General features: G+C 74.3%; 16 protein-coding genes. 8 read left to right on the forward strand and 8 right to left on the reverse strand.

The features are described 5' to 3' along the window. The first annotated feature begins 3 nt into the window (after window positions 1-3). The 3 genes from ACGFRG_RS35040 to ACGFRG_RS35050 all read left to right on the forward strand — a co-directional run bounded on the left by ACGFRG_RS35040 (window position 4) and on the right by ACGFRG_RS35050 (window position 4779). Window positions 4-1473, forward strand: a complete 1470-nt coding sequence (locus tag ACGFRG_RS35040; protein ID WP_393270599.1) for an aldehyde dehydrogenase family protein — start codon at window positions 4-6, stop codon at window positions 1471-1473. Window positions 1474-1579: 106 nt separating this feature from the next. Next, on the forward strand, window positions 1580-3169 hold the full coding sequence (locus tag ACGFRG_RS35045; RefSeq protein ID WP_393270601.1) for an APC family permease: 1590 nt from the start codon (window positions 1580-1582) through the stop codon (window positions 3167-3169). A gap of 23 nt (window positions 3170-3192) precedes the next feature. Further along, window positions 3193-4779, forward strand: a complete 1587-nt coding sequence (locus ACGFRG_RS35050; protein WP_361428335.1) for a GMC family oxidoreductase N-terminal domain-containing protein — start codon at window positions 3193-3195, stop codon at window positions 4777-4779. A gap of 37 nt (window positions 4780-4816) precedes the next feature. On the opposite strand, the gene ACGFRG_RS35055 is transcribed toward ACGFRG_RS35050, so the two are convergent. The 4 genes from ACGFRG_RS35055 to ACGFRG_RS35070 all read right to left on the reverse strand — a co-directional run bounded on the left by ACGFRG_RS35055 (window position 4817) and on the right by ACGFRG_RS35070 (window position 13251). Then, complete coding sequence (locus tag ACGFRG_RS35055; protein WP_393270605.1) at window positions 4817-9484, reverse strand: hypothetical protein; 4668 nt, start codon at window positions 9482-9484, stop codon at window positions 4817-4819. Between the two features lie 44 nt (window positions 9485-9528). Next, entirely contained in the window at window positions 9529-10374 is an 846-nt protein-coding gene (locus ACGFRG_RS35060; RefSeq protein WP_361428393.1) for a hypothetical protein, read from the reverse strand. Between the two features lie 477 nt (window positions 10375-10851). Next, window positions 10852-12375, reverse strand: a complete 1524-nt coding sequence (locus tag ACGFRG_RS35065; protein WP_393270608.1) for a hypothetical protein — start codon at window positions 12373-12375, stop codon at window positions 10852-10854. Between the two features lie 147 nt (window positions 12376-12522). Then, window positions 12523-13251 (reverse strand): GntR family transcriptional regulator, encoded by a 729-nt coding sequence (locus ACGFRG_RS35070; protein ID WP_393270611.1) that lies wholly within the window; start codon window positions 13249-13251, stop codon window positions 12523-12525. Between the two features lie 198 nt (window positions 13252-13449). Between ACGFRG_RS35070 and ACGFRG_RS35075 the strand changes: the two genes are divergently transcribed. From ACGFRG_RS35075 to ACGFRG_RS35095, 5 genes are read left to right on the forward strand one after another with little or no spacing between them, the layout of a single operon-like run. After that, complete coding sequence (locus ACGFRG_RS35075; protein WP_361428327.1) at window positions 13450-14727, forward strand: MFS transporter; 1278 nt, start codon at window positions 13450-13452, stop codon at window positions 14725-14727. Further along, window positions 14724-15581: a putative hydro-lyase gene (locus ACGFRG_RS35080; RefSeq protein WP_393270614.1), complete on the forward strand. Its 858-nt coding sequence runs from the start codon at window positions 14724-14726 to the stop codon at window positions 15579-15581. The genes ACGFRG_RS35075 and ACGFRG_RS35080 overlap by 4 nt, the downstream gene beginning before the upstream one ends. Before the next feature lie 46 nt (window positions 15582-15627). Then, the gene (locus tag ACGFRG_RS35085) at window positions 15628-16392 is read left to right on the forward strand and encodes a 5-oxoprolinase subunit PxpA (RefSeq protein WP_361428323.1); all 765 of its coding nucleotides are present in this window, start codon (window positions 15628-15630) and stop codon (window positions 16390-16392) included. Further along, the gene (gene pxpB, locus ACGFRG_RS35090; protein WP_361428321.1) at window positions 16389-17027 is read left to right on the forward strand and encodes a 5-oxoprolinase subunit PxpB; all 639 of its coding nucleotides are present in this window, start codon (window positions 16389-16391) and stop codon (window positions 17025-17027) included. Before ACGFRG_RS35085 ends, pxpB begins: the two co-directional genes overlap by 4 nt. After that, a complete protein-coding gene (locus ACGFRG_RS35095; protein ID WP_393270619.1) occupies window positions 17024-17929 on the forward strand; it encodes a biotin-dependent carboxyltransferase family protein in 906 nt (301 codons plus the stop codon). Before pxpB ends, ACGFRG_RS35095 begins: the two co-directional genes overlap by 4 nt. On the opposite strand, the gene ACGFRG_RS35100 is transcribed toward ACGFRG_RS35095, so the two are convergent. From ACGFRG_RS35100 to ACGFRG_RS35115, 4 genes are read right to left on the reverse strand one after another with little or no spacing between them, the layout of a single operon-like run. Beyond that, window positions 17917-21492 carry a hydantoinase B/oxoprolinase family protein gene (locus ACGFRG_RS35100; RefSeq protein WP_393270622.1) on the reverse strand — a complete coding sequence of 1192 codons (3576 nt, stop codon included), beginning with the start codon at window positions 21490-21492 and terminating at the stop codon, window positions 17917-17919. The two genes, ACGFRG_RS35095 and ACGFRG_RS35100, sit on opposite strands and share 13 nt — an antisense overlap. Further along, on the reverse strand, window positions 21489-22427 hold the full coding sequence (locus ACGFRG_RS35105; protein WP_393270625.1) for an SGNH/GDSL hydrolase family protein: 939 nt from the start codon (window positions 22425-22427) through the stop codon (window positions 21489-21491). The genes ACGFRG_RS35100 and ACGFRG_RS35105 overlap by 4 nt, the downstream gene beginning before the upstream one ends. Then, window positions 22424-23656, reverse strand: coding sequence for a glycosyltransferase (locus ACGFRG_RS35110; RefSeq protein WP_393270628.1), 1233 nt, complete (start codon window positions 23654-23656; stop codon window positions 22424-22426). The genes ACGFRG_RS35105 and ACGFRG_RS35110 overlap by 4 nt, the downstream gene beginning before the upstream one ends. After that, window positions 23653-24768, reverse strand: a complete 1116-nt coding sequence (locus ACGFRG_RS35115; RefSeq protein ID WP_361428314.1) for a glycosyltransferase family 1 protein — start codon at window positions 24766-24768, stop codon at window positions 23653-23655. Before ACGFRG_RS35115 ends, ACGFRG_RS35110 begins: the two co-directional genes overlap by 4 nt. Window positions 24769-24773: the final 5 nt, after the last annotated feature.

Consider the following 24773-nt stretch of genomic DNA (forward strand, 5'->3'; position numbering starts at 1 on the left):
GTCATGCCTGAACTGTTCATCGGCGGCCGGTGGAGCGCCGCCGTCGACGGGGAGACCCGCGAGATCCGCTGTCCCGCGGACGGCTCGCCGGTCGCCGTGGTCGACGAGGGTGGTCCCAAGGACGCGGCGGCCGCGGTGCTCGCCGCCCGCGAGGCCTTCGACCATGGCCCCTGGCCCCGGTCGACGGTCGCCGAGCGGGCCGCGCTGCTGCTGCGCGTCGCCGATCTCTTGGAGCGCGACGCGGTCGCACTGGCCCGCGCGGAGTCGCTGGACACCGGCAAGCGGCTGGTCGAGTCGGAGTACGACATGGCCGACATCGCCAACTGCTTCCGCCACTTCGGCCATCTGGTCGCCTCGCAGGACCCCGGCCGGGTCGTCGACACCGGCAACCCGGAGACCGACAGCCGTACGGTCGTCGAGCCGGTCGGGGTCTGTGCGCTGATCACGCCGTGGAACTACCCGCTGCTGCAGACCGCGTGGAAGGTCGCGCCCGCGATCGGCGCGGGCAACACCTTCGTGCTCAAGCCCAGCGAGCTGACCCCGCACACCGCGATCATGCTGATGCGGCTGCTCACCGAGGCCGGACTGCCGGACGGGGTGGGCAATCTCGTCCTCGGCAGCGGCCCCGAGGTCGGCGCGCCCCTCACCGAGGACGCGCGCGTGGACCTGGTGTCGTTCACCGGCGGACTGGCCACCGGGCGGCGCGTGATGGCGTCGGCGGCGGGCACCGTGAAGCGGACCGCGCTGGAGCTCGGCGGCAAGAACCCCAACATCGTCTTCGCCGACGCCGACTTCGAGGCGGCTGTCGACTATGCCCTGACCGCGGTGTTCCTGCACTCCGGGCAGGTCTGCTCGGCGGGCGCCCGGCTCCTGGTCGAGGACTCGCTGCACGACCGCTTCGTCGACGAAGTGGTGCGCCGGGCCCGCCAGATCAGACTGGGCGGCCCGTTCGACGACCACGCCCGGACCGGCCCGCTGATCTCGGCGGCCCATCTGGCCAAGGTCGAGGCGTATGTGACGGCCGGGATCACCGAGGGCGCGGTGCTGCGCTGCGGCGGCGCCCGCCCGGACGACCCGGAGCTCGCGAACGGCCACTACTACCTGCCGACCGTCCTCGACGAGTGCACGGCCGCGATGTCCGTCGTACGCGACGAGTCGTTCGGACCGGTGCTGACCGTGGAGCGTTTCCGGGACGAGACCGAGGCCCTTCGGCTGGCCAACGACACGGTGTACGGCCTGGCCGGCGCCGTGTGGACGACCGACGAGGCACGCGCGCGACGCGTCGCCGCCCGGCTGCGTGCGGGCACGGTGTGGATCAACGACTACCACCCGTACGTCCCCCAGGCCGAGTGGGGCGGGATGAAGCAGTCCGGTACGGGCCGCGAGCTCGGGCTGGCCGGGCTCGCCGAGTACCAGGAGATCAAGCACATCTGGCGCAACACCGATCCGCGCCCGCAGCGCTGGTTCGACTGACCGGACTCCGGCTGAACGGCCGCCGCCCCGGCGGCCGTTCACCTCGCTCGCCGGACCGCATCCCTGCCCTCCCCTCTACGCGACCCTGTACGAGGAGTGATCCCCCGTGACCGCTACCACACCCCCGTCCCCCTCCCCAGCCCCGGCGGGCGCCGACGCTGATGACGCCGCGCTCGCCGAACTCGGGTACAAGCCGGGCCTCAAGCGCACCCTCGGCAACTTCCACACCTTCGCCGCCGGGATCAGCTACATCTCGATCCTGACCGGCACGTTCCAGATGTTCTACTTCGGCGTCAGCCTCGGCGGACCCGCGTACTGGTGGTCCTGGCCGATGGTGTTCATCGGCCAGCTGATGGTGGCGCTCTGCTTCTGCGAGCTCGCCGCCCGCTATCCGGTCGCCGGTTCCGTCTACAACTGGGCCAAGAACCTGGGCGGTCCGCACGTCGGCTGGCTGGCCGGCTGGATGATGACGCTGGCGAGCATGGTCTCGCTGGCCGCCGTCGCCCTGGCACTCCAGCTGACGCTGCCTCAGATCTCGTCGTGGTTCCAGTTCGTGGGCGACGGCACCGGCAAGTACGACGCGGCCGCCAACGCCGTCGTGCTCGCCTGTGTGCTCATCCTCTTCACCACCCTGGTCAACGCCTTCGGCGTCAAACTGATGGCCCGTATCAACACGGCGGGCGTCTTCATCGAGCTGGTCGCCGCGGTGATCCTGGTGATCCTGCTGGCCGCGCACATCACCCGCGGCCCGAGCGCCATCGTGGAGACGCACGGCATCGGGGCCGGCCAGAACCTGGGCTACTTCGGCGCGTTCCTCACCGCCTCGCTCGCCTCCGCGTACGTCATGTACGGCTTCGACACCGCCTCCTCGCTCGGCGAGGAAGCGCTCGACCCGAGCCGCAACGCGCCGCGCGCCATCCTGCGGGCCCTGATCGCCTCGTTCGTCATCGGCGGGCTCATCCTGCTGTGCGCGCTGCTCGCGACGCCCGATCTGAACGCCCCCGAACTCTCCGTCGACGGGCTCCAGTACGTGGTCCTGAGCACCCTCGGCCACACCATGGGCCAGGCGCTGCTGTGGTGCGTGGTGATCGCGGTCGTCGTCTGCGAGCTCGCCGTGCACACCGCGGGCATCCGGCTGATGTTCGCGATGGCCCGCGACAACAACCTGCCCGGCGGCAGCCGGCTCGCCAAGATCAGCCCGCGCTTCCAGACCCCGATCGCGCCCGCCGTGGTGTGCGGGCTCGTCGCCATCGGGATCCTGCTGGTCAACATCAAGCAGCCGCAGATCTTCTCGGTGGTCACCAGCATCGCGATCATCATGATCTACGTCGCGTATCTGCTGGTCACGATGCCCATGCTGGTACGCCGGCTGCGCGGCACCTGGCAGCCCGCGCCCGGACGCTTCTCGCTCGGCCGCTTCGGGCTCCCCGTCAACATCCTCGCGGTCCTGTGGGGTCTGGGCATGACCGTCAACCTGCTGTGGCCGCGCGCCGCCGTCTACAACGCGGCGGCCCCGTACCACTGGTATCTGCGCTGGGGCGGAGTGCTGTTCGTCGGCGCCGTCACCGTGGGCGGCTTCGCCTACTACTGGTTCGTCCAGCGCCACCGCACGGGTGTGCTCGCCGACCACGCCGCCGAGCAGAAGAACACCGATCCCACCAGCACCACCGGCAACACCGCCGCCGCCACCGGCTGAACGTCACAAGGAGCAGAACACTCATGAACGAGGCCAATACGGTCAACGCCATCGAGAACACCGACGAGTTCGACTATGTGGTCGTGGGCGGCGGCACGGCGGGAAACGTTGTCGCGGCCCGGCTCAGCGAGGACCCGTCGGTGACCGTCTGCGTCCTGGAGGCCGGTCCCTCCGACGTCGGCGACGACAACGTCCTGCGCCTGGAGCGGTGGATGGGGCTCCTTGAGTCCGGCTACGACTGGGACTACCCGGTCGAGCCGCAGGAGCGCGGCAACAGCATGATGCGCCACGCGCGCGCCAAGGTGCTCGGCGGCTGCTCCTCGCACAACTCCTGCATAGCCTTCTGGGCGCCCGCCGAGGACCTGAACGGCTGGGCGCAGGCGGGCTGTACGGGCTGGGGCGCCGAGGACACCTTCCCGCTGTACCAGCGCCTGGAGAACAACGACGCGCCCGGCGAGCACCACGGCCGCAGCGGCCCGGTGAAGCTGCGCACCATCAAGGGCGAGGACCCGTGCGGCAGCGCGCTGCTCGACGCCTGTGCGCAGAACGGCATCCCCACCACGCCGTTCAACACCGGCCGTACGGTGATCCGGGGAGCCAACTGGTTCCAGATCAACTCGGACGAGAACAACATCCGCCAGTCGTCCTCGGTCGCCTATCTCCACCCGATCCTCGGCAAGCGCCCCAACCTGGTGGTACGGACCGGGATCCGGGCCAAGAAGCTGGTGATCGGCGAGGACCGGCGCTGCACCGGCGTCGAGTACCTGGACCCGGACCTGATCCACAGCCGTACCGTCTCCGCGCGCCGCGAGGTCGTCGTCAGCTGCGGCTCGATCGACACCCCCAAGCTGCTCATGCTCTCCGGGATCGGCCCGGCGGACCATCTGCGCGAGGTGGGCGTGCACCCGGTGGTGCACTCCCCGGGCGTCGGCGAGAACCTTCAGGACCACCCCGAGGGCGTGATCATGTGGGACGCGAAGCGGCCCATGCCGACCCGCTCCAACCAGTGGTGGGAGATCGGGATCTTCGCGGACACCGAGCCGGGCCTGGACCGGCCGGACCTGATGTTCCACTACGGGTCGGTGCCGTTCGACATGAACACGGCCCGGCACGGCTACCCGACCAGCGAGAACGCGTTCTGTCTGACGCCGAACGTCACGCGCGCCAAGTCGCGCGGCACGGTCCGGCTGCGCACCCGCGACTACCGCGACAAGCCGATGGTCGACCCGCGCTACTTCACCCATGAGCACGACGTACGGGTGATGACGTACGGCCTGAAGCTGGCCCGCGAGATCGCGGCGCAGCCCGCGCTGGCCGACTGGGCGGGCGCGGAGCTGGCGCCCGGCCCGGACGTCCGCACCGACGACGAGCTGTTCGAGTACATCCGCACCACGCACAACACCGTCTACCACCCGGCCTGCACGGTGAAGATGGGCGCCGACGACGACGCCATGGCGCCGCTTGACGCCCGGCTGCGCGTCAAGGGCGTACGCGGGCTGCGCGTCGCCGACGGTTCGGTGATGCCGGAGCTGGTCACCGTCAACCCGTGCATCACCACGATGATGATCGGCGAGAAGTGCGCCGACATGATCAAGGCGGACGCGAGCTGACGGGGTGAGGGGGCGCTGAGCGCGCCCCCTCACCACCTCACGCGGGCTTCTTGAACATCCTCGTCGCGGTGATCTCGCCGTGCACGGCCTCCCCGGCCGGGTCCTGCTGCGGCAGACCCGGCCGCAGGTGCTCCTCGACGCTGATGTACTTCAGCCCGGCCCGCAGGTCCGCGTCATTGCGCAACCGGATGACCAGCGGGAACTCCGCGAGCGCCGTCGTGTCGAACAGGCCCGTGGTGTAAAGGAGCTGGACGCCGAGCGCGTCCGAGACGGCCCGCTGGAGCTCCAGGAGATACGTGGCGTTGGCGCGGCCGATCGGGTTGTCGAGGAAGAGCGTGCCCGCGTGGCGGTGCTTGTCGCGGCCCCGGTCGTTGCTGCGCAGCGCGGCCATCGTGCAGTACAGCGCGATCGCGGCGGTGAGCAGCTGGCCGCCGGAGAACACGTCGCCCATCTGCCCGACGGGGACGCGCTCGGCCCGCAGCACCGCGTCGGGCTTCAGGATCTCCACCGCGATCCCGCGCGGCTCCAGCGCGGCCTGAACTCCGCGCAGCAGCAGGGACATTCCGTCCCGGCGCAGGTCGGAGTTCTTCTTCAGGGCCGCGCGCGTCGCCTCGTCGACGACCTCGCCGAGGCGTTCGGTGAGCGTGGCCTGGTCGGGCTCCTCGAAGCGGATCCGCAGGAACTCCTGGCCGGACCACTCGCCCAGACCCTCCGGCAGCTGCGAGAGCCGCTGGGCCGAGCGCAGCGTGGTCAGCGCCGACTCGACGAGCCCGCGCAGCCGGTCGACGATCGAGTCCCGGTTGCGCTCCAGCTGCGCCAGCTCGTCGGTCAGCACCCGCAGCCGGGGCGCGAACGCCGCCGCCCACGCCGCCGCGTGCTCCGGCAGCGCGGCCGCGGGAAGCTCCCGGATCTGCTGGCGGGCGGGGGTGCGCACCTGCTCGTACCGGGTGGCGTTGGCATGGCGTACGAGCACGTCCGAGGCCTCGCGCACGGCGGCCTCGGCACCCGACAGATCGGCCGCGCAGCCGCGCAGCGAGCGGCGGGCCTCGGCGGCCGACTGACGCGCCTCGGCGAGGTCGCCCGGGAACGGCTCGGGCGCCTGCTCCTCCTCGTCCTGCTGGTGGTCGCGCAGCAGATCGCGCAGCAGGGCCGCCGTCTCGTCGAAGCCGCCCGCCGCGTCCTCGGCGGCCCGGTGGGCCGCCAGGAGCTCGGCGTGCGCGGCGCGCGAGGTCTCCAACGCCTCGGTGCGCGCCGCCAGTTCGCCGGTCGCGGTGCGCAGCAGGGCCTGCGCCTGCTCGGCGTCGCCGGGCACCTGGTCCGCGGGCAGCTCGGTGTGCGCCTCGCCGTCCTCGGGGGCCAGCCGCTCGGCCTCGCCGCGCAGCCGCCCCAGCTGCTCGCTCGCCGTGGACGCGCGCGTCTCAAGCAGCTGTACGAGGGATTCGGCGCGGGCCGCCGCCGCCTGCCGGGACGGGCCGTCGGCGCCGTCCGTGCCCTCCAGGAGCTGGGCGGCGCGGGTGCGGACCTTGTTGGTGAGCCGGTCGAGCTCGGCGAGGGCCGCGCTCTCGTCGCTCTCCGCACGCGCCTGCTCGGCGCGCAGATCGGCGCCGACGCCGACCTTCTCGTAGAGCTGCGAGGCGGCCCGGTAGGCCTCGCGCAGGGCGGGCAGCGCGGCCTTGGGGGCGGCGCCGTCCGGCTCCGGCAGGTTCTCCGGCGCGCCCGCGATCTCGGCGCGCTCGGCCCGCAGCGCGCGGGCGGTGCGGTGGGCATCGTCGGCGGCGCGCTGGGCGGCGCGGCGGTCCTCGTCGGCGGCCCGCGCACGGTCGAGCAGGGTCTGCGCACGGGCCTCGGACTCGGCCGCCTCGTCCGTGAGTTCGCGCAGCTTGGCCTGCCAGCCGGCGCGCTCGCGCAGCCGGAAGGCGAGCCCGGCGAGCGCGTCGGCGGCCCGCCGCGCGCGCTGGGCCGCGTCCTGGCGCTCGTCGCGCACCCGGGCCGCGTCGGCGGCAGCCTCGTCGGCCTCCGCCCGCGCGGTACGGGCCTCGGCGAGCTCGGCGGCCGCGGCCGTGGCGGCCTCGCGCGCGGCCCGCGCGGCCGTGGCCAGCTCGGCGAGCATCCCGGGCGGGCAGTCGGCGCGCCACGACCCGATGCGCGCGGCGAGCCCCCGGTCGCCCGCCAGGCGCGCGGCGAGCGTACGGATCTCCTCGTCACGCGCGCCCGCGCGGGCGCGCAGCGCGTGGCGCTCCTCGTCGGCGGCGTGCTCGTCGTGCATGGCCGGGTTCGGCGGTACCAGGAAGACGCCGCTGTCCTCGCCCTCGCCGCCCTGGCGCGGCACCGGAGCGAGCAGCGCGGCGGCCGTGCCGACGGCGACGGCGGAGCGGGGCAGCAGCGCCGCCCCGGCCAGCACCTCGCGGGCCCGTACGTGCGAGGCGGGATCGGTGATGACCACACCGTCGACGAGCTCGGGCCGGGCCGCGAGCACCGAGGCGTGGTCGGCGGGGTCGACGGCCTGGGCGAGATAGCGCCAGCCGGGCAGCGCCGGAATGCCGTGCTCGCCCAGGTACTCGACGGTGGCGAGCACATCGGGGCCGGGCGGCAGCAGGCCGCCGTCGCCGAGCGCGCCGAGGATGCGCGCGTCGTCGGCGGCGGCGGTCCGCAGCTCGAAGAGCTGCCGCTCGGCCGAGGTGATGTTCTGGTCGAGCAGCTGCCGCAGGTCGTCGGCCTGGCGGTCCAACTCCTCGGCGGTCAGGTGGGTTTCGCGCGGGCCCGACAGGGGCGCGGCGTCGCCGCCGTGCACGGCGGCGCGGACCGCCTCGGCCGCGTACATCGTTGCCTGGCGCGGCAGCGGGACGCCCGCCACCGGGGCCGAGGGAAGGCCCAGGAGCTCGGCGAGGCGTTCGTCGGCGGCGATCGACTCGGCGGCGCGGTGCTCGGCGTCGTACGCGTTCCCGGCGGCCTCGGCCGCGTCCTCGGCGCGGGCGGCGGCCAGTTCGGCGCGGGCCTCGGCGGCGGCGCGCTCGCGCGCGTGGTCGGCGGTGGCGCGGGCGCGCTCGCGGGCCGCGTCCCAGGCCGCGACCGCCGTCTTCTCGGCGTCGCTGGCGGCCAGCGCCGCCCTGGCCGGGTCGGCGTCCGGCGCGCTGTCGTCCAGCCAGCCCGCCCGTACCGCCTCGGCCGTCTCCTGCTCGACCTCGGCCAGGCGCTGGCGCAGATGCCCGGCCTCGCTGCGGGCGCGCTGGGCCTCGGTGGCGGCGGCCGTGGCGTCGCGGTGGGCGGCTTCGCCGGCCTCCTGGAGCGCGGCGGAGCGCTCCTCCTCCTCGGCCGCGACCCGCTCGCCGTCCTCGGCGGCCGTGTGCAGCGCCCGTACGAGATCGGCCGCGGCGGTGGCCCGGGCGGCGAGCGCCGGGGCGGCGTCGCGCTCGGCCTCGCGGATCGCGACGGCCACGCGCGCGGAGCGGTCGGCGGCCGCCTTGTGCCGCAGCACCGCCTCGGCGGCCTGCCAGGCCGAGTGCAGCGTACGGGCGTCGGCCAGCTCGCGGCGCTGCGCGGTGGCGGCCTTCTCGGCCACCGCGAGCGCCAGCGAGGCGTGCCGGTAGGCCAGTTCGGAGGCGATCAGGGCGCTGCGGCCGCGCGCCTGCTCGGCCTCGGTGACGGTGTGCGCGGCGGCGGTGACCCGGCTCGCGAGATCACCGGCGCGGCCGCGCTCCTCGGCGGCGCGCGCGGAGAGGCGACGCGCCAGCGTACGGGTGCGGCGCTCGGCGGCGGCGTGGATGTCGCGGGTACGGGAGCGGGTCTCGGCGGCCTCCACGATCCGGGTCAGCAGATCCACCGAACCCGCCGTGAAGTCCCGCTCGGCGGTGAGCTCGGCGCGCCGGCCCAGCTTGTTGCCGAAGCCGCTGACCAGGTCGGCGAGGCCGTCCGTGTCCCGGGTGTCGGTGACGGCGCGCAGCAGCAGGTCGGTGAAGTCGGAGTCCTTCTTGACCGCGAAGAGGCCGGCCGCCTCGCCCTCGTCGGCGTTCATCTCGCGCTGGTAGCGGAAGAGTTCGGGATCCAGGCCCAGGTCGCCCAGGTGCTCGTTCCAGCGGTCGTGGATCTCCTCCCAGACCACGTCGAGATGCGGATACGCCTTGCCCGCCTCGGTGACCGCGTCCCGGAAGCCCTTCATGGTGCGGCGCCTGCCCTGGGCGCCGGAGGCGCCCTCGACGGGCGGGCGGACGGCGGAGGACTCGGCGACCGGCAGCGAGTCCAGGCTGAGCCCCGGGCCGGGCCGGAACGAGTACCAGGCCTCGGCGAACTTGCGCGGGTCGTTGGAGACCTGGCGCCCGCGCCACTCGCTCACCTTGCCGACCACGACCAGCTCGCCGGTGAGCGTGTGCTGCCACTCCAGGGCGACATGGCCGCAGTCGTCGGCGAGCAGGAACTTGCGCAGCACGCCGGAGCTGGCGCCGCCGAGGGTGTTGCGGTGGCCGGGCAGCATCACCGAGAAGATCAGCTTGAGCAGGACGGACTTGCCGCCGCCGTTCTCCAGGAAGAGCACGCCGGCGGGTGCGGGGCGGCGCGGCGGGCCGACCGGCTCGTCCTCGAAGAACTCCGCCTGCGTCGGCGCCGGCTGGGGCACGGGCGCGCCGACACCGCGCAGGTCCAGCACGGTGTCGGCGTAACGCGCGCCGGCCGGACCGATGGAGTAGAGGCGGACCCGGGACAGCTCGTACATGGCGGACTCTCGTAGATGTGGCGGGGGTGAGTGGGGGGTGCCGGTCAGGCGTGGAAGGGGAGCCCGGCGTCGGCGGCCAGTTCCAGGTCGTCGGCGTCGGGCGGCGGCAACAGGGTCGCGCTGCCGTCGCTGACCGCGACGACCCCCAGCTCCAGGAGCTCGGTGAGCGCGGCGCTGCCGGCCATGTCGCGGACCTGGAGCTGATAGCGCGCGGTCGTACGGTACGCGCCGCCCGCGTCGTCGCCGGTCCGCTGGAGGAAGCCGGAGTCGGTGAGGAACGCGACGGCCTTGGCGACGATGCCGGTCGTCGATCCGGCCAGGCGCCGGGCGTCCTTGGTGGCGCCGGTGGAGCTGCGCCGGGCGTAGATCCGCCAGGCGGCCTCCAGGCCGGGCGCGTCGGTCTCGGGGTCGGTGTTCTCGCCCTGCTCGGCGGCGCGCTCTTCGAGCCGACGGCAGGCCTGCCGTACGAAGGCGTCCACGCCGTTGACCGTGATCCTGCCGATGTAGCCGTCGTCGGCCAGGTCCTCCGGGCGCGGGAAGGCCATGGCGGCGACGGCGAGGTGGGCGAGGCCGTGCAGGAACCGGTCCGCCGCGTCGGTGGCGGCGCGGCGGGCGTAGTCGCCCATGCGGACGGCGAAGACGGAGTCCTCGGCGGCGGTCACGGCCATGCCGGCGCGGGGGGAGACCTCAAGCACGACGAGGCCGAGGCCGGCGGCGATGGCGTCCGCGAGGCGGGCGAACGCCGGGTCCTCGCGGTGTCTGCGCAGCAGTTCCGCGTACTCCGCGTCGCGGGCGGGGAGCAGCTTGGGCTGCAGCCCGAACGCGACGAGGCGCGCGGCGTCGGCGGCGTCCCCGGGCGTGATCCGCCGCTCGCCGGCGTCCCCGGCCACGTCGACGCCACCCTCGCCCGCTTCGGGCTCACGCTCGGCGTGCTGGTCGATCACTGGGGGTCTCCTTGGTGCGGGTGATACATGCGGTGCGGGCGGCTGCGCCTGCGGCGGGCGAGTTCCCCACCCCGCCCCGTCCCGATAGCTCTCGGCGCGCGGCCGGGGGATTCGTCTGCGGGCCGGTGGGGGCTGGTCGCGCAGTTCCCCGCGCCCCTGAAGGGGGCCCGAAGGGCCCATCCAAGGGGCGCGGGGCTGTGACATTTGCGGCTCCGCCGCGGTGGGGGTCCCCCCTGTTCGAGCGGAGTCGAGAACTTGGGGGAGCGAGCACCCCGCACGATCCGCAGGCAAGAACGGGGTTCGGGGCGAAGCCCCGGCGGGGTGCAGGGGCCGCAGGCCCCGCGAAGGGGTCCGGGGGCGGAGCCCCCGGGAAGACTTCCTCCACCCCCGGAGGGTTCGGGGAAGGGGCGGGGTGGGGGAGATTCACGCCGCCTCCCGGGCCGCCGCCATGCCCGCCGCGTCCAGCCGCGCCGTCCCCACGATCAGGTCCGCCCCGCCGAACTCCGGGTCGTCCAGCTGCGTGCCGTCGTCGACGGCGAACAGCAGCCGCTCCTCGCCCTGGCGGTACGCCGTACCGACCGGCGGGCTCGCCGCGTGCACCGCGAGCAGAGCCACGAGGTAGGGCAGGTCGGGGTCGAGACCCCGGGCCTCGGCGAGCAGACCGGACAGGCGCCGCGGCGCGTCGTGCTCCAGGTCGAGCAGTTCCATCGCCGCCGCCAGCTGCTCCTCGCTGAAGCGGCTGTCGTCGGGCGTGGCGATCAGATCGGGCTCGGGCATCTCCGCACCCAGGTGCTCCCGCTCCAGCGGCGGCGTCAGCAGTATGTCGACCAGGTCCGCGACCCGGACCGAGACCGGCGTGCGCAACCCCGTCCCGTGCGCGAAGAACGCGTCCGTCACCCGCGTCGCGGACTCGACCGGCAGCGGCAGCAGCGGGGCGACCAGCTGCCCGTACAGGTCGAGGCCCGAGCGCGCCGCCGGGCGGGCGAACGCCTGGCGGTCCTGCTCGGCACGGAACAGCGGCCCGGCTTCGAGCAGCCGCGACTGGAGCTGCGTGTGGCGCCGGATGCAGTCCTTGACGATGTCGACGAGCTCGGCGGCGCGCCGCTTGTTCTCGGGCTCCTCGGCCTCGTCCCGCGCCTTGCGGATGTTGGTGAGGATCGCGTTCTCGTGCCGGTAGCGGTCGGCGACGTGGTCGAGCGCTTCGGCGATCATGTCCGGGACCGCGTTCAGCCAGTCGACCGCGCGTACGTTGCGCCGGGTCGCCTCCAGGGTGCGGCGCAGCGTCTCCGCGTACTGCACGGTCCGGTAGCGCGCCTGCTCGGCGGCGAGCTGCGCGTCCGCCAGCCGACCACGGCTGATCAGCACTTCCAGCTTCACCTCGGCGGCGATCTGGGCGCTGGTGACATCGGTGTCGAGCGCGCCGACCAGCACGTTGACGGCTTCGTCCGTGGTGCGGAGATAGACGCTGCCCCCGTAGCCGGGGACCTCCTCGATCAGCTTGAAGTCGTAGTCGCGGCGCACATACGCGCCGTCCGACCCGAACGTCCCGTACACCGCGCGGAAGCCGCGGTCCACGCTGCCGACGTTGATCAGGTTCTCCAGGACCCAGCGGGCCACCCGCTCGTGCTCGGCGGCGGGGCGGCCGGGGGCCTGGGCCGCGACGCGCGGGATCAGCCTGGCCACTATCTGCTCGTGGTCGGCGCCCGTGTCGAAGTCCATGTTCAGCGTGACGAGGTCGATCGAGGCGAGCGCGACCTCCGCCATCGCGTACACCGAGAACTCACCCGCGAGGTTCGCCTTGCGCACGTCCAGGTCGTGCAGCGGGGCGGTGCAGGCGAGCGCGCGCAGCCTGCGCGCCAGCCCCTCGTCGGCGGCCGGGCCCGGTGCGGGGCGCGGCCCCGCGCTGAGCTGGGGCGGAACGGGTTCCGTCGAGGCAGGCGAAGTCACGCTGCACAGATTAGGTCCTCGCACTGACAACGGTCGAAACGGCGCAGATACGACCGCCCGGCGGCACCTGCCACCGCCGACCCGGGGCCCTTCCCACCGCCTGACCGACGGTCCGTACGGCGCCTGCCCGGCGGCCTCCCCCGCCACCTATCCGGCCGCCCCTCCCACCGCCTCGTCCCCGTCCGTCACCAGCCGCGCGTACGCCCGTACCAACTGCGTGCGGGAGTCGTCGAGATAGTCGGCGAGCAGCCGGACCGCACCCGTCCGCTCCCCCGCCCGCAGTGCTTCCAGAATCTCCCGGTTGCGTACGAGATAGGGCTGATGGAGCCGTTTCGGGTCGTCCACCACATGGAAGGCGAGCCGCAGTTCGGCGAGGACGCCGCGCATCAGCTCGTCCGTGCGCGCGCTGCCCGCGAGGCCCACCAGCTCGCGGTGGAAGTGGATGTTGGCGGTGGAGACGCCCTTCCAGTCGTGCCGCCGGGCCGCCCGCTCCCCGCTCGCCACCGCCGCCTCCAGCGCGTCGAGCGCGTACGGCGGCCGGCCGAGGCCCTGTACGACCGCGCACTCGACCAGCCGTCTGGTCCGGTAGATGTCCTCGACGTCGTCGACGGCCAGCATCCGTACGAACACCCCGCGGTTGAGCTCATGGACGAGCAGCCGCTCATGGGTGAGCAGCCGGAACGCCTCGCGCAGGGTGTTGCGCGAGACGCCGAGCGCCTTGCCGATGGCGTCCTCCGCGAGGCGTTCGCCCGGCGGGAAGTAGCCCTCGGCGATACGGCTGCGCAGGATGTCCGCGACCCGCTCGGCCGTACTGGTGCGGCCGAGCAGCGGGCGGTCCGCCGCCAGCCCGCCGACCTCGGAGTCCGTCGTTGCCACGGCACCTCACTCCCTCGCCGGCCGCTCCCGCCGACACGCGGCCCCCATCGTAGAAGGCGGGCCCGGAAGGCAGAACGTCTCGACATGAGTCTTGTCGGATTGTTCAACGATCCTCTAGCTTGGGCGTCACCGCACAGCTCCCCTCCACAGCACCCACCCGCTCTCGACCGCACCCTCCCCCTCTCCTGCGAGGTGCAGATGAGCACGACCCAGGCACAGCCGAAACAGGGTGAACTCCCCGACAGCACCGGCCCGTTCGGATGGCTGCGGGCGCTCGGTCCGCGCGGCCGGCGCGCCTTCGGCGGCGCGTTCGGCGGCTACGCCCTCGACTCCTACGACTACTTCACGCTGCCGCTGAGCATGGTGGCGATCGGCGCGTACTTCGGCCTCGACCACGGCCAGACCGGACTGCTCACCACGGTGACGCTGGTGGTCTCGGCGGTGGGCGGCGCGCTGGCCGGCATCCTCGCCGACCGGATCGGCCGGGTGAAGGCCCTGATGATCACGGTGATCACCTACGCGGTGTTCACCGTCGCCTGCGGCTTCGCGCCCACGTACGAGACGTTGATGGTCTTCCGCGCCCTCCAGGGCTTCGGCTTCGGCGGCGAGTGGGCGGTGGGCGCGATCCTGGTCGCCGAGTACGCCTCGGCCAAGGAGCGCGGCCGTACCCTCGGCGCCGTGCAGAGCGCGTGGGCGGCGGGCTGGGCGCTCGCGGTCATCGTCTACACACTGGTCTTCCACTACCTGGACGCGGACACCGCCTGGCGCGTGATGTTCTGGACGGGCGCGCTGCCCGCCCTGCTGGTGATCTACATCCGGCGCAGCGTCAGCGACGCCCCGGAGGCCGCCGAGCGCCGGGCCGCCAGCACCGAACGCGGCTCCTTCACCGCCATCTTCAAGAAGGACCTGCTGCGCACCACGCTCTTCGCGACGCTGCTCTCCACCGGCGTCCAGGGCGGCTACTACACGCTGGCCACCTGGGTGCCGACGTATCTCAAGAGCGACCGGGGGCTCACGGTCGTCGGCACCGGCGGCTATCTGTCGTTCCTGATCTCCGGGGCCTTCCTCGGCTATCTCACCGGCGGTGTGCTCTCCGACCGGCTCGGCCGCAAGCGCAACATCCAGCTCTTCGCCGTGCTCTCGGCGATCTGCATCCTCGTCTACACGCACATCCCGTCCGGGGCGAACACCCTCCTCCTGGTCCTCGGCTTCCCGCTCGGCTTCTGCATGTCCGCGATCTTCAGCGGCTTCGGCTCGTTCCTGAGCGAGCTCTACCCGACGGCGGTACGCGGCACCGGCCAGGGCTTCACGTACAACAGCGGCCGCGCGGTGGGCGCGTTCCTGCCCACCTTCGTGGGCTACCTCTCTGACAGCTGGGGCGTGGGCGGCGCGCTGGCCTTCGGCGCGATCGGCTACGCGATCGCCGTGGTGGCCCTGTTCGGACTGCCCGAGACGCGTGGACTGGAGCTGACATGACCGCAGCCGAGCCTTTGACGCCCCCTGCCGTACCCGTCGGCCACGCGCGCGTGGAGGCCGCCGACGCCCCCGACCCCGCCACCGTCACCCCGCGCGAGGCGCGCGCCTACTTCCGTACGGGACTCGGCGGCCCGACCGCGGGCTGGGCGCCGGGCCACGCCCAGGCGAACCTGATCGCGGTACCGGCCGACTGGGCCGAGGACGTGCGGCTGTTCTGCGCCCGCAACCCGCAGCCCTGCCCGGTCCTCGACGTCGTCGAGGCGGGCGGCTGGACGACACCGCTCGCCGAGGGCGCCGACCTCCGTACCGACCTGCCGCGCTATCGCGTGTGGGAGGACGGCGAGCTGGTCGCCGAGCCCACCGACACGCGCGCCCACTGGCGGGACGACCTGGTCGCCTTTCTCATCGGGTGCAGCTTCACCTTCGAGTCCCAACTCGCCGCCGAGGGCGTGCCGCTGCGCCATGTCGAGCAGGGGAGCAACGTCTCGATGTACGTCACCAACCGCCCCTGCCGACCCGCCGGGCGGCTCAGCGGGCCCCTGGTGGTCTCGATGCGGCCCGTTCCCGCGCGGCTCGTGGACACGGCCCGCCGGATCAGCCGGGCGATGCCCGCGGTGCACGGCGCACCCGTGCACGCCGGGGATCCGGCGGCGCTGGGCATCGCGGATCTGTCCCGGCCGGACTTCGGCGACCCGGTACGGCCCGAGCCCGGGGACGTGCCGGTGTTCTGGGCGTGCGGGGTGACCCCGCAGGCCGCCGTGATGGCCTCCCGGCCGCCGTTCGCGCTCACCCACGCGCCGGGCCGGATGTTCCTGACCGACGTCCCGGACAGCCGCTACCGCACCGCCGTCTGAACACCCCCGTACCGCCCGACCGTTCGAACAGGAGACACCCGCGACCATGACCTCGGCGCCGATCGATCTCAACGCCGACCTCGGTGAAGGCTTCGGCCGGTGGCGGCTGACCGATGACGAGCAGCTGCTGTCCGTCGTCACCAGCGCCAATGTGGCCTGCGGCTTCCACGCGGGCGACGCGGTCACCATGCGGCGCGTCTGCGCCCTCGCCGCCGAACGCGGGGTGCGGATCGGCGCCCAGGTCTCGTACCGCGACCTGGCCGGGTTCGGGCGGCGGGCCATGGATGTGCCGCCCGACGAGCTGGCCGCCGAAGTCGCCTATCAGATCGGCGCGTTGGAGGTCTTCGCGCGGGCGGCCGGCAGCCGGGTGGCGTACGTGAAGCCGCACGGCGCGCTCTACAACCGTGTCGTCCACGACGAGGAGCAGGCGGCGGCCGTCGTCGAGGGGGTGCGGCTGGCGGGCGGGAAGCTGCCCGTCCTCGGGCTCCCGGGCTCCCGGCTGCTCGAACTGGCCGACAGTGCCCGGCTTCCCGTCGTCGGCGAGGCGTTCGCGGACCGGGCGTACACCGCGCGCGGCACGCTGGTGCCGCGCGGGGACGAGGGCGCGGTCGTCAGCGACCCGGACGCGGTGGTCGAGCGGTCCCTCGCCATGGCCCGGTCCGGGACGGTCCTGGCCCGGACCGGCGAAACGGTCGCGGTACGCGCGCGTTCGCTCTGCCTGCACGGTGACACCCCGGGCGCGGTCGGCCTGGCGCGGCGGGTGCGCGAGCGTCTTGAGGGCGTCGGTGTCCGCGTGGAGGCGTTCGCATGAGGGCGGCACCACGGCTGCGGACGCTGCCGGTCGGCGACCGCGCGCTGCTCGTCGAACTCGACAGCGGCGAGGAGGCGCAGGCGTTCCACGCCGAACTGCTGCGCCGCCGCGCCGCCGGAACGCTGCCGCCCGTACGGGAGATCGTCCCGGCGGCCCGTACGGTCCTGCTCGACGGCCTGGACGACCCCGCGCGCCTCGCGGCCGTGCTGCCCGGCTGGGAGATCCCGCCGCCGCGCGCGGACGTCGGCGCGGCCGTGCGGATCCCGGTCCGCTACGACGGCCCCGATCTGGCCGAGGTCGCGGCCCTGTGGGACGTCTCGCCGGAGGCGGCCGTACGGATCCACAGCGCGGCCGAGTTCCGGGTGGCCTTCTGCGGGTTCGCGCCCGGCTTCGGCTATCTGACGGGGCTCGCGGAGCGGTACGCGGTGCCGCGCCGGGCCACCCCGCGCACCGCCGTCCCGGCCGGCTCGGTGGCGCTCGCGGGCCCGTACACCGGTGTCTATCCGCGCTCGTCCCCCGGCGGCTGGCAGCTCGTGGGCAGCACCGACGCCGTGCTGTGGGATCCGGCCGCGGAGCCCGCCGCGCTCCTTTCGCCCGGCACCCGGGTGCGCTTCGTAGCGCTGGAGCGGCCGTGACGGACCGGGCGCTGTGTGTCGTACGGGCCGGGGCGCTCACCTGTGTCCAGGACGAGGGGCGGCACGGGTTCGCGCACCTCGGCGTGCCACGGTCGGGGGCGCTCGACCTGCCCGCGAGCCGCCTCGCCAACCGGTTGGCCCACAACCAGCCGGGCGCCGCCGTCCTGGAGACCACCCTCAACGGCTGTGCGGTGCGCCCGCGGTGCGCCGTGACGGTCGCGGTGACGGGGGCGCCCTGCCCGGTCACCGTCGACGGGCGGCCGGTGCCGTGGGGCGCGGCCGTGCGGGTACCGGCGGGGGCCGTGCTCAATGTGGGCGCGGCGGTTCGCGGCGTGCGCTCCTATGTGGCGTTCGGCGGCGGGATCGAGGTCGAGCCGGTGCTCGGCAGCCGCTCCACCGATCTGCTCTCGGGGCTCGGCCCGGCGCCGCTCGGGGATGGCCACGTACTGCCGCTGGGCCGCCTTGTCGGCCGCTACGCGCGCGTGGACGCCGCGCCCGCCCCCGGGCCGCCGTCCGAACTGGTGCTGCGGACCCTGCCCGGGCCACGCCTCGACTGGTTCACGCCGGACGCCCTCGCCACCCTCGCCACCGGCCGCTACCGCGTCTCGTCGGCGAGCAACCGCATCGGCCTGCGCACCGAGGGACCGGCGCTGCGACGTGCGGTCCACGGCGAGCTGCCCAGCGAGGGCATGGTGTGGGGCGCGGTGCAGGTGCCGCCGGACGGACGGCCGGTGGTGTTCCTGGCCGACCATCCGACGACCGGCGGCTATCCGGTGGTGGGCGTGGTGGCCGAGCCGGATCTCGCCGCCGCCGCGCAGGCCGCGCCGGGCACGCCGGTGCGGTTCGTTCCGGTACGGGGGCGCCTCGCATCCGTACGGAAGGAGCCCGCTCAGGCTCCGTAGCCGCCGCCTCCGGGGGTGCGGACGACCAGGACGTCGTCGGGGCCGACCTCCACCGTGTCCACCCCGCCCAGCTCCTCGGTGCGGCCGTCCGCGCGCTCCACCAGGTTGGCGCCGCACTCCCCCGGCCCGCCACCCGCCATGCCGTACGGCGCGACCCGGCGGTGTCCGGTCAGCAGGGCGACCGTCATCGGCTCCAGGAAGCGGATCCTGCGCTCCACGCCGCGGCCGCCCGTCCACCGGCCCCGCCCGCCACTGCCCTCGCGTACGCAGAAGGCGTCGACGCGGACCGGGTAGCGCCATTCGAGCACTTCGGGGTCGGTGAGGCGCGAGTTGGTCATATGGGTCTGCACGGCGTCCGCGCCGTCGAATCCGTCGCCCGCGCCCGAGCCGCTGGCCACCGTCTCGTAGTACTGCACCCGGTCGTTGCCGAAGGTGACGTTGTTCATCGTGCCCGAGCCCTCGGCCTGGATCCCGAGCGCCGCGTACAGCGCGCCCGTGACGGCCTGCGAGGTCTCCACGTTCCCGGCGACGGTCGCCGCCGGGTGGACGGGCGCCAGCATCGAGCCCTCGGGCACCCGCACGTCCAGCGGCTTCAGACAGCCGCTGTTGAGCGGGATGTCGTCGTCGACCAGCGTCCTGAAGACGTACAGGACCGCCGCCGTCACCACCGACTTGGGCGCGTTGAAGTTGCCGCTCTGTTGGGGCGAGGTGCCGTCGAAGTCCAGTACGGCGCTCCGGCTCTCGCGGTCCACGGTGACCGCGACCTTGATGACCGCGCCGCTGTCCGTCTCGTAGGCGTACGACCCGTCCGCGAGATCGGCGACGATCCGCCGCACGGACTCCTCGGCGTTGCGCTGCACATGGCCCATGTACGCGCGGACGACGTCGAGCCCGAACTCGTCCGTCATGCGGCGCAGTTCGGCGATCCCCTTCTCGTTGGCGGCGATCTGGGCGCGCAGGTCGGCGAGGTTGGTGTCGGGGTCGCGCGAGGGGTGGGCGGCGCCGGTCAGCAGCTCCCGGGTCTCGGCCTCGCGCAGCCGTCCGTCCCGCACGAGCAGCCAGTTGTCGAAGAGCACGCCCTCCTCGTCGACGGTACGGCTGAAGGCGGGCATGGAGCCGGGGGTGATGCCGCCGATCTCGGCGTGGTGGCCGCGCGAGGCGACCAGGAACCGCAGCTCCTCACCCTCGAAGACCGGGGTCACCACGGTGACGTCGGGCAGATGGGTGCCGCCGTGGTACGGGTCGTTGATCGCGTACACGTCACCGGGCCGCATGGCGCCCTCGTTGCGGCGCAGCACCTCCTTGATGGAGTCGCCCATCGAGCCCAGGTGGACCGGGATGTGCGGGGCGTTGGCGATCAGATTGCCGTCCGCGTCGAAGAGCGCGCAGGAGAAGTCGAGGCGTTCCTTGATGTTGACGGAGTGGGCGGTGTTCTCCAGGCGTACGCCCATCTGCTCGGCGATCGCCATGAAGAGGTTGTTGAAGACCTCCAGCATCACCGGGTCGACGTCCGTGCCGACGGCGGTGCGTCCCGGGCGCGGGCGCACCCGGGTGAGCAGCAGATGGCCGAACTCCCCGACAGTGGCCCGCCAGCCGTCGTCCACCACGGTGGTGGCGTCGGCCTCGGCGAGGATCGCGGGCCCGTCCACGGCGTCGCCGGGCCGCAGGTCCGCGCGCCGGTGCAGCGGCGTCGGGCGCCATTGGCCCGAGACGAACATGTCGATGTGCGCGGGCGGCCCGGCGGCGCCCTCGCGCGCGTAGACGTCGGCTTCGTGGGCGCCGTGCGGCCCGGCGGCGCCGACGGCCTCCACCGACACCGCCTCGACGACCAGCGGCTTGTCCATGGTGAAGGCGTATCGCGCGCGGTGCTCGCGCTCGAACGCCGCCTTCATGGCGGGCGCCTCGGCCAGGGCGACCGGCAGGCTCGCGTCCGTCCCGGCGTAGCGCAGCAGTACGCGCGCGTGGGTGGTGATCGCGTCGTCGGGGACGCTGTCGGCGCGCAGCTCGGCCCGGGTGCGCGCGGCCAGTTCGGCGCAGAGCTCGCGGACGCGCCCGGCGGCCGCCTCGTCCAGCGGCGCCTCCACGGACTGCTCGCGCATCGCCGTGGCGTCGGCGAGCCCGATGCCGTACGCGGACAGGACTCCGGCGAGCGGCGGTACGAGGACGGTGTCGATGGCGAGCGCGTCGGCGACCGCGCACGCGTGCTGGCCGCCCGCGCCGCCGAAACTGGTGAGCGCGTACCGGGTGACGTCGTGGCCGCGCTGCACGGAGATCTTCTTGACCGCGTTCGCCATGTTCAGGACCGCGATCTCCAGGAATCCGGCGGCGACCTCCTCCGGGGTGCGGCCGCCTCCGATCTCCTCGGCGAGCGCGCCGAACCGTTCCCGCACGACCTCCGCGTCCAGCGGCTGATCCCCGGCCGGGCCGAACACCGCCGGGAAATGGGCGGGTTGGACGCGGCCGAGCATCACATTGGCGTCGGTCACGGTGAGCGGGCCGCCGCGCCGGTAGCAGGCGGGGCCCGGCACCGCGCCCGCCGAGTCGGGGCCGACCCGCAGACGCTGGCCGTCGAAGTGGAGCACCGAGCCGCCGCCGGCCGCGACGGTGTGGATGTTCATCATCGGGGCGCGCATCCGCACCCCGGCGACCTGGGTGCCGAAGTCGCGCTCGAACTCGCCCGCGTAGTGCGAGACATCGGTGGAGGTGCCGCCCATGTCGAAGCCGATCACGCGCGCGTGGCCGGCCTGCCCGGAGGTGCGCGCCATGCCGACCACGCCTCCGGCGGGGCCGGAGAGCACGGCGTCCTTGCCCCGGAAGTGCGCGGCCTCCCGCAGCCCGCCGTTGGACTGCATGAACATCAGCCGTACGCCGTCGAGTTCCTTTGCCACCTCGTCGACATAGCGACGCAGGATCGGCGAGAGATAGGCGTCGACCACGGTGGTGTCGCCGCGCGGCACCAGCTTGATCAGCGGGCTCACCTCGTGCGAGCAGCTGACCTGGGTGAAGCCGAGCGCCCGCGCGGCCTCGGCGACGGCCTCCTCGTGGGCGGGGTGGCGGTAGCCGTGCATCAGGACGACGGCGGCGCTGCGGAAACCCTCCGCGTGGGCGGCGCGCAGCCGTTCGGTGACGTCCGCGAGGTCGAGCGGGCGCACGGTCCGCCCCCGCGCGTCCACCCGCTCGGCCACCTCGACGACCCGCTCGTACACCGCCTCCGGCAGCACGATGTGCCGCTCGAACAGGCGCGGGCGGTTCTGGTACGCGATCCGCAGGGCGTCCCGGAAGCCCTCGGTGACGACCAGGACGGTCGGCTCGCCGCGCCGCTCCAGCAGGGCGTTGGTGGCGACGGTGGTGCCCATCTTGACCACCGAGATCCGGTCGGCGGGGACGGGGTCGTCGGGGCCGAGCCCGAGCAGGAGCCTGATCCCGGCGACGGCCGCGTCCCGGTGGCGCTCCGGGTCGTGGGAGAGGAGCTTGCGGCTGACCAGGCGCCCGTCGGGCCGTCTGCCCACCACGTCGGTGAAGGTGCCGCCACGGTCGATCCAGAACTCCCAGCGCCCTGTCATCCCCCCATTCTGGCAAGGCGGGCGGCTCCCGGGGGCTCTGGCGCGCGGTCGTGGGGAGCGCACGCGACCGCGGCGAGGGCCGCGGACAACGCTTCGGCGGCGCGCAGGTCGAGGTGTGCGCCGGTGCCGCGTGCGGCGTGCCGCAGCTCGGCCCCGGCCAGGCCCAGGAGTTCGGGCAGCAGATCCGTGGAGCGCCGCGCCAGCCAGGCCGTCCCGGCCGTCGCCAGCCAGAGCAGCGAGGCGGACGTGCCGGGCGGCGGGCGGTCCGGCTCGGCCGAGGGCGGCCCGCCGGGCGCGACGCCGCGCTCGGCGAGCAGGGTGTGGCAGCGGACCGCGATCAGCCGGTGGCCGCGCTCGCCCGGGTGCAGCCGGTCCGCGCTCCACAGCGTGCGGTCGGCGACCCAGGCGCGCTCGGCCAGATGCAGATGCGCGGCCCCGTACCGCGCGGAGAGCGCGTGCACGACCGCGTTGACGGCGCGCTGGCGCCGGGCCAGCGGGCGGGCGAGCGGCCCGGGCAGGGCGAGCATCGCGCCCGGGTCGGGCAGACAGGCCGTGAGCAGCACCGCACCTTGCTCGGCGAGGTCGCCGTACACCGTGTCGAGGCGGGCGGCGATCCGGTGGATGTCGAAGGACCGCCGCAGGGTGTCGTTGACGCCGACCACCACGGACGCCAGATCGGGCGCGAACTCCCGCGCGCGTGGCGCCTGTTCGGCCGCCACGTCCCGGGTGAGCGCCCCGCTGACGGCGAAGTTCCGGAACTCGCACCCCGGCCCGTCCCCGGCGAGCAGCGCGGCCCACCCGCGCCACCCACCGGGCACGGGGTCGCCGACACCCTCGGTCAGCGAGTCCCCGAGCGCCGCGAACCGCAGCGGGCGGGCGGGGCGGACGGCGGACACGGCGACGAGCGGCTGGGCCGCCGCGGGCACGGCATTCATGCCGCCACACCCGGCGGCCGAACCACAACAGCCCGCTCCGCAGAGCGCGCCGCATCCGGCCGCACAAGCGTCTGCTGCACCGGCGCCCGTTCCACGCCCCGCGCCTCCACCCCCGCGTCATGCGCCCCCAGGAACGCCGCCACCGACGCCTCCCACCCGAAGAGTTCGGCACGCGCGCGTGCCGCCGCCCGGCGGGCGCCCTCCGGACGGGCCAGCAGCTCCAGGACGGCCTCGGCGAACGCCGCCCCGCTGTCGGCCGCGGCCACGCCCGCCGCCCCCACCACCTCGGGCAGCGCCGAGGACCGGCTGCACACCACCGGCGTCCCGCCCGCCAGCGCCTCAAGGGCGGCCAGGCCGAACGTTTCAGCAGGTCCGGGCGCCAGGCACACATCGGCCGCCGACTGGAGATCGGCGAGCCGCGCCCGGTCGCGTACATGACCAAGGAACTCGACCGGCAGCCCCTCGGCCCGCGCCCGCCGCTCCAGTCCGCCCGCCAGCGGCCCGTCCCCGGCCACCACCAGCGCCGCCCGCACGCCCCGGCCACGCAGCTCGGCGAGCGCGTCCAGGGCCGTACCGGGCCGCTTCTCGACCGAGAGGCGGGAGCAGAGCACCAGCAGGACACGCTCGTCGCGCGCGTAGCGCTCGCGCAGCGCGAGCGAGCGCCGCCCGGGCCGGCAGCGCACCAGATCGACGCCGAGCGGCGCCCGCACCACATTGCCCGCCCCGATCCGCACGAACTCGCGCCCGGCCCACTCGGTGGTGCACACGATGCGTGCGTACGCCCAGGCGGAGCGCCTGTTGAGCCGGTCGGCGGCGCCGCGCGCGACGGCCCGCGAGACGCCCCACGTCCGCAGCACGCCCTCCGCCGTCTCGTGCGAGACCATCACCGACGGCACCCGCGCCCGCCGCGCCCACTCCCCGGTCCAGCGCAGCGTCGTACGGTCCGACACCTCGATCCGGTCGGGCGCCAGCGCCTCCAGGACGCGCCGCACCCGGCGTCGGTCGGCGAGCACCCGGTAGCCGCCGGTGCCGGGCAGCACCACGCCCGGCAGGGTGATCACCCGTCCCTGTTCGGTGAGTTCGTCGCGCGCGTCGGCGCCGGGCACGATCAGCACCGGTTCATGACCGGCGGCGAGATAGCCCCGGCCGAGCTCGTGCAGCGCCGTGCGCAGCCCGCCCGACGCGGGCGTCACGAAGTTCGCCAGGCGCACGATCCGCAGCCCGCTCATGCCGCCACCGCCGTACGGTCGCCCAGCACATCGGCGTAGTGGCCGAGCAGTTGGTCGCCGACGGCCGCCCAGGTGCGGTCCGCCACCGCCGCCCGCCCGGCCCGTCCGTACGCGCCGCGCACCTCGGGATCCGCCAGCCGCAGCACGGCCTCGCGGACCGCGTCCGCGTCGCGCGGCGCGACGAGCAGCCCGGTGCGCCCGTGCGCCACCAGATCGAGCGGCCCGCCGGCCGCCGGGGCGATCACCGCGACCCCGCTCGCCATGGCCTCCTGCACGGTCTGGCAGAACGTCTCGTACGGGCCGGTGTGCGCGAAGACGTCCAGCGAGGCGAAGACGCGGGCGAGTTCGTCGCCGGTGCGCCGGCCCAGGAACAGCGCCCCGGGCAGGGCGCCGCGCAGCGCGGCCGCGCTCGGCCCGTCGCCGGTGACGACCACCCGCACCCCGGGCAGCCGGCAGACCCCGGCCAGCAGTTCGACGTGCTTCTCGGCCGCGAGCCGGCCCACGTAACCGACGATCAGCTCGCCGCCGGGCGCCAGTTCGCGGCGCAGCGCCTCGTCGCGCAGCTCTGGCCGGAACCTTTCGGTGTCGACGCCGCGCGGCCACAGCCGCACTCGCTCCACGCCGTGCTCCGCCAGGTCGCGGGCGGCCGCGGTGGAGGGGGCGAGGGTGCGGTGGGCGGCGCCGTGGACGGCCCGCAGCCGCCGCCAGGCGGTGTTCTCGCCGGTGCCCATGTACGTACGGGCATAGCCGGCCAGGTCGGTCTGGTAGACGGCGACGGCGGGCACCCCGAGCCGGCCGGCCGCCGCCATGCCGCGCACCCCGAGCACGAAGGGGCTCGCCAGATGGACGAGTTCGGCCCGGTGCGCGGCGATCGCGGCCGCCACCCGACGGCTCGGCAGAGCCACTCTGACCTGCGGATATCCGGGCAGCGGCAGGGAGGGGACACGGATCACGGGACAGGGGGCGGCGCTGTCGTCCCCGGCCGCGACGGCCGGGGCTATGACGAGCGGTTCATGACCGCGGGCGGCGAGGTGCCGGGCGGTCTGCAGGGCGCAGTGGGCGACGCCGTTGACATCGGGCGGGAAGGATTCGGTGACGATGACGACACGCATACCCG

Origin of the sequence: Streptomyces sp. NPDC048696, from assembly GCF_043198895.1 — a bacterium.
Lineage (GTDB): Bacteria > Actinomycetota > Actinomycetes > Streptomycetales > Streptomycetaceae > Streptomyces.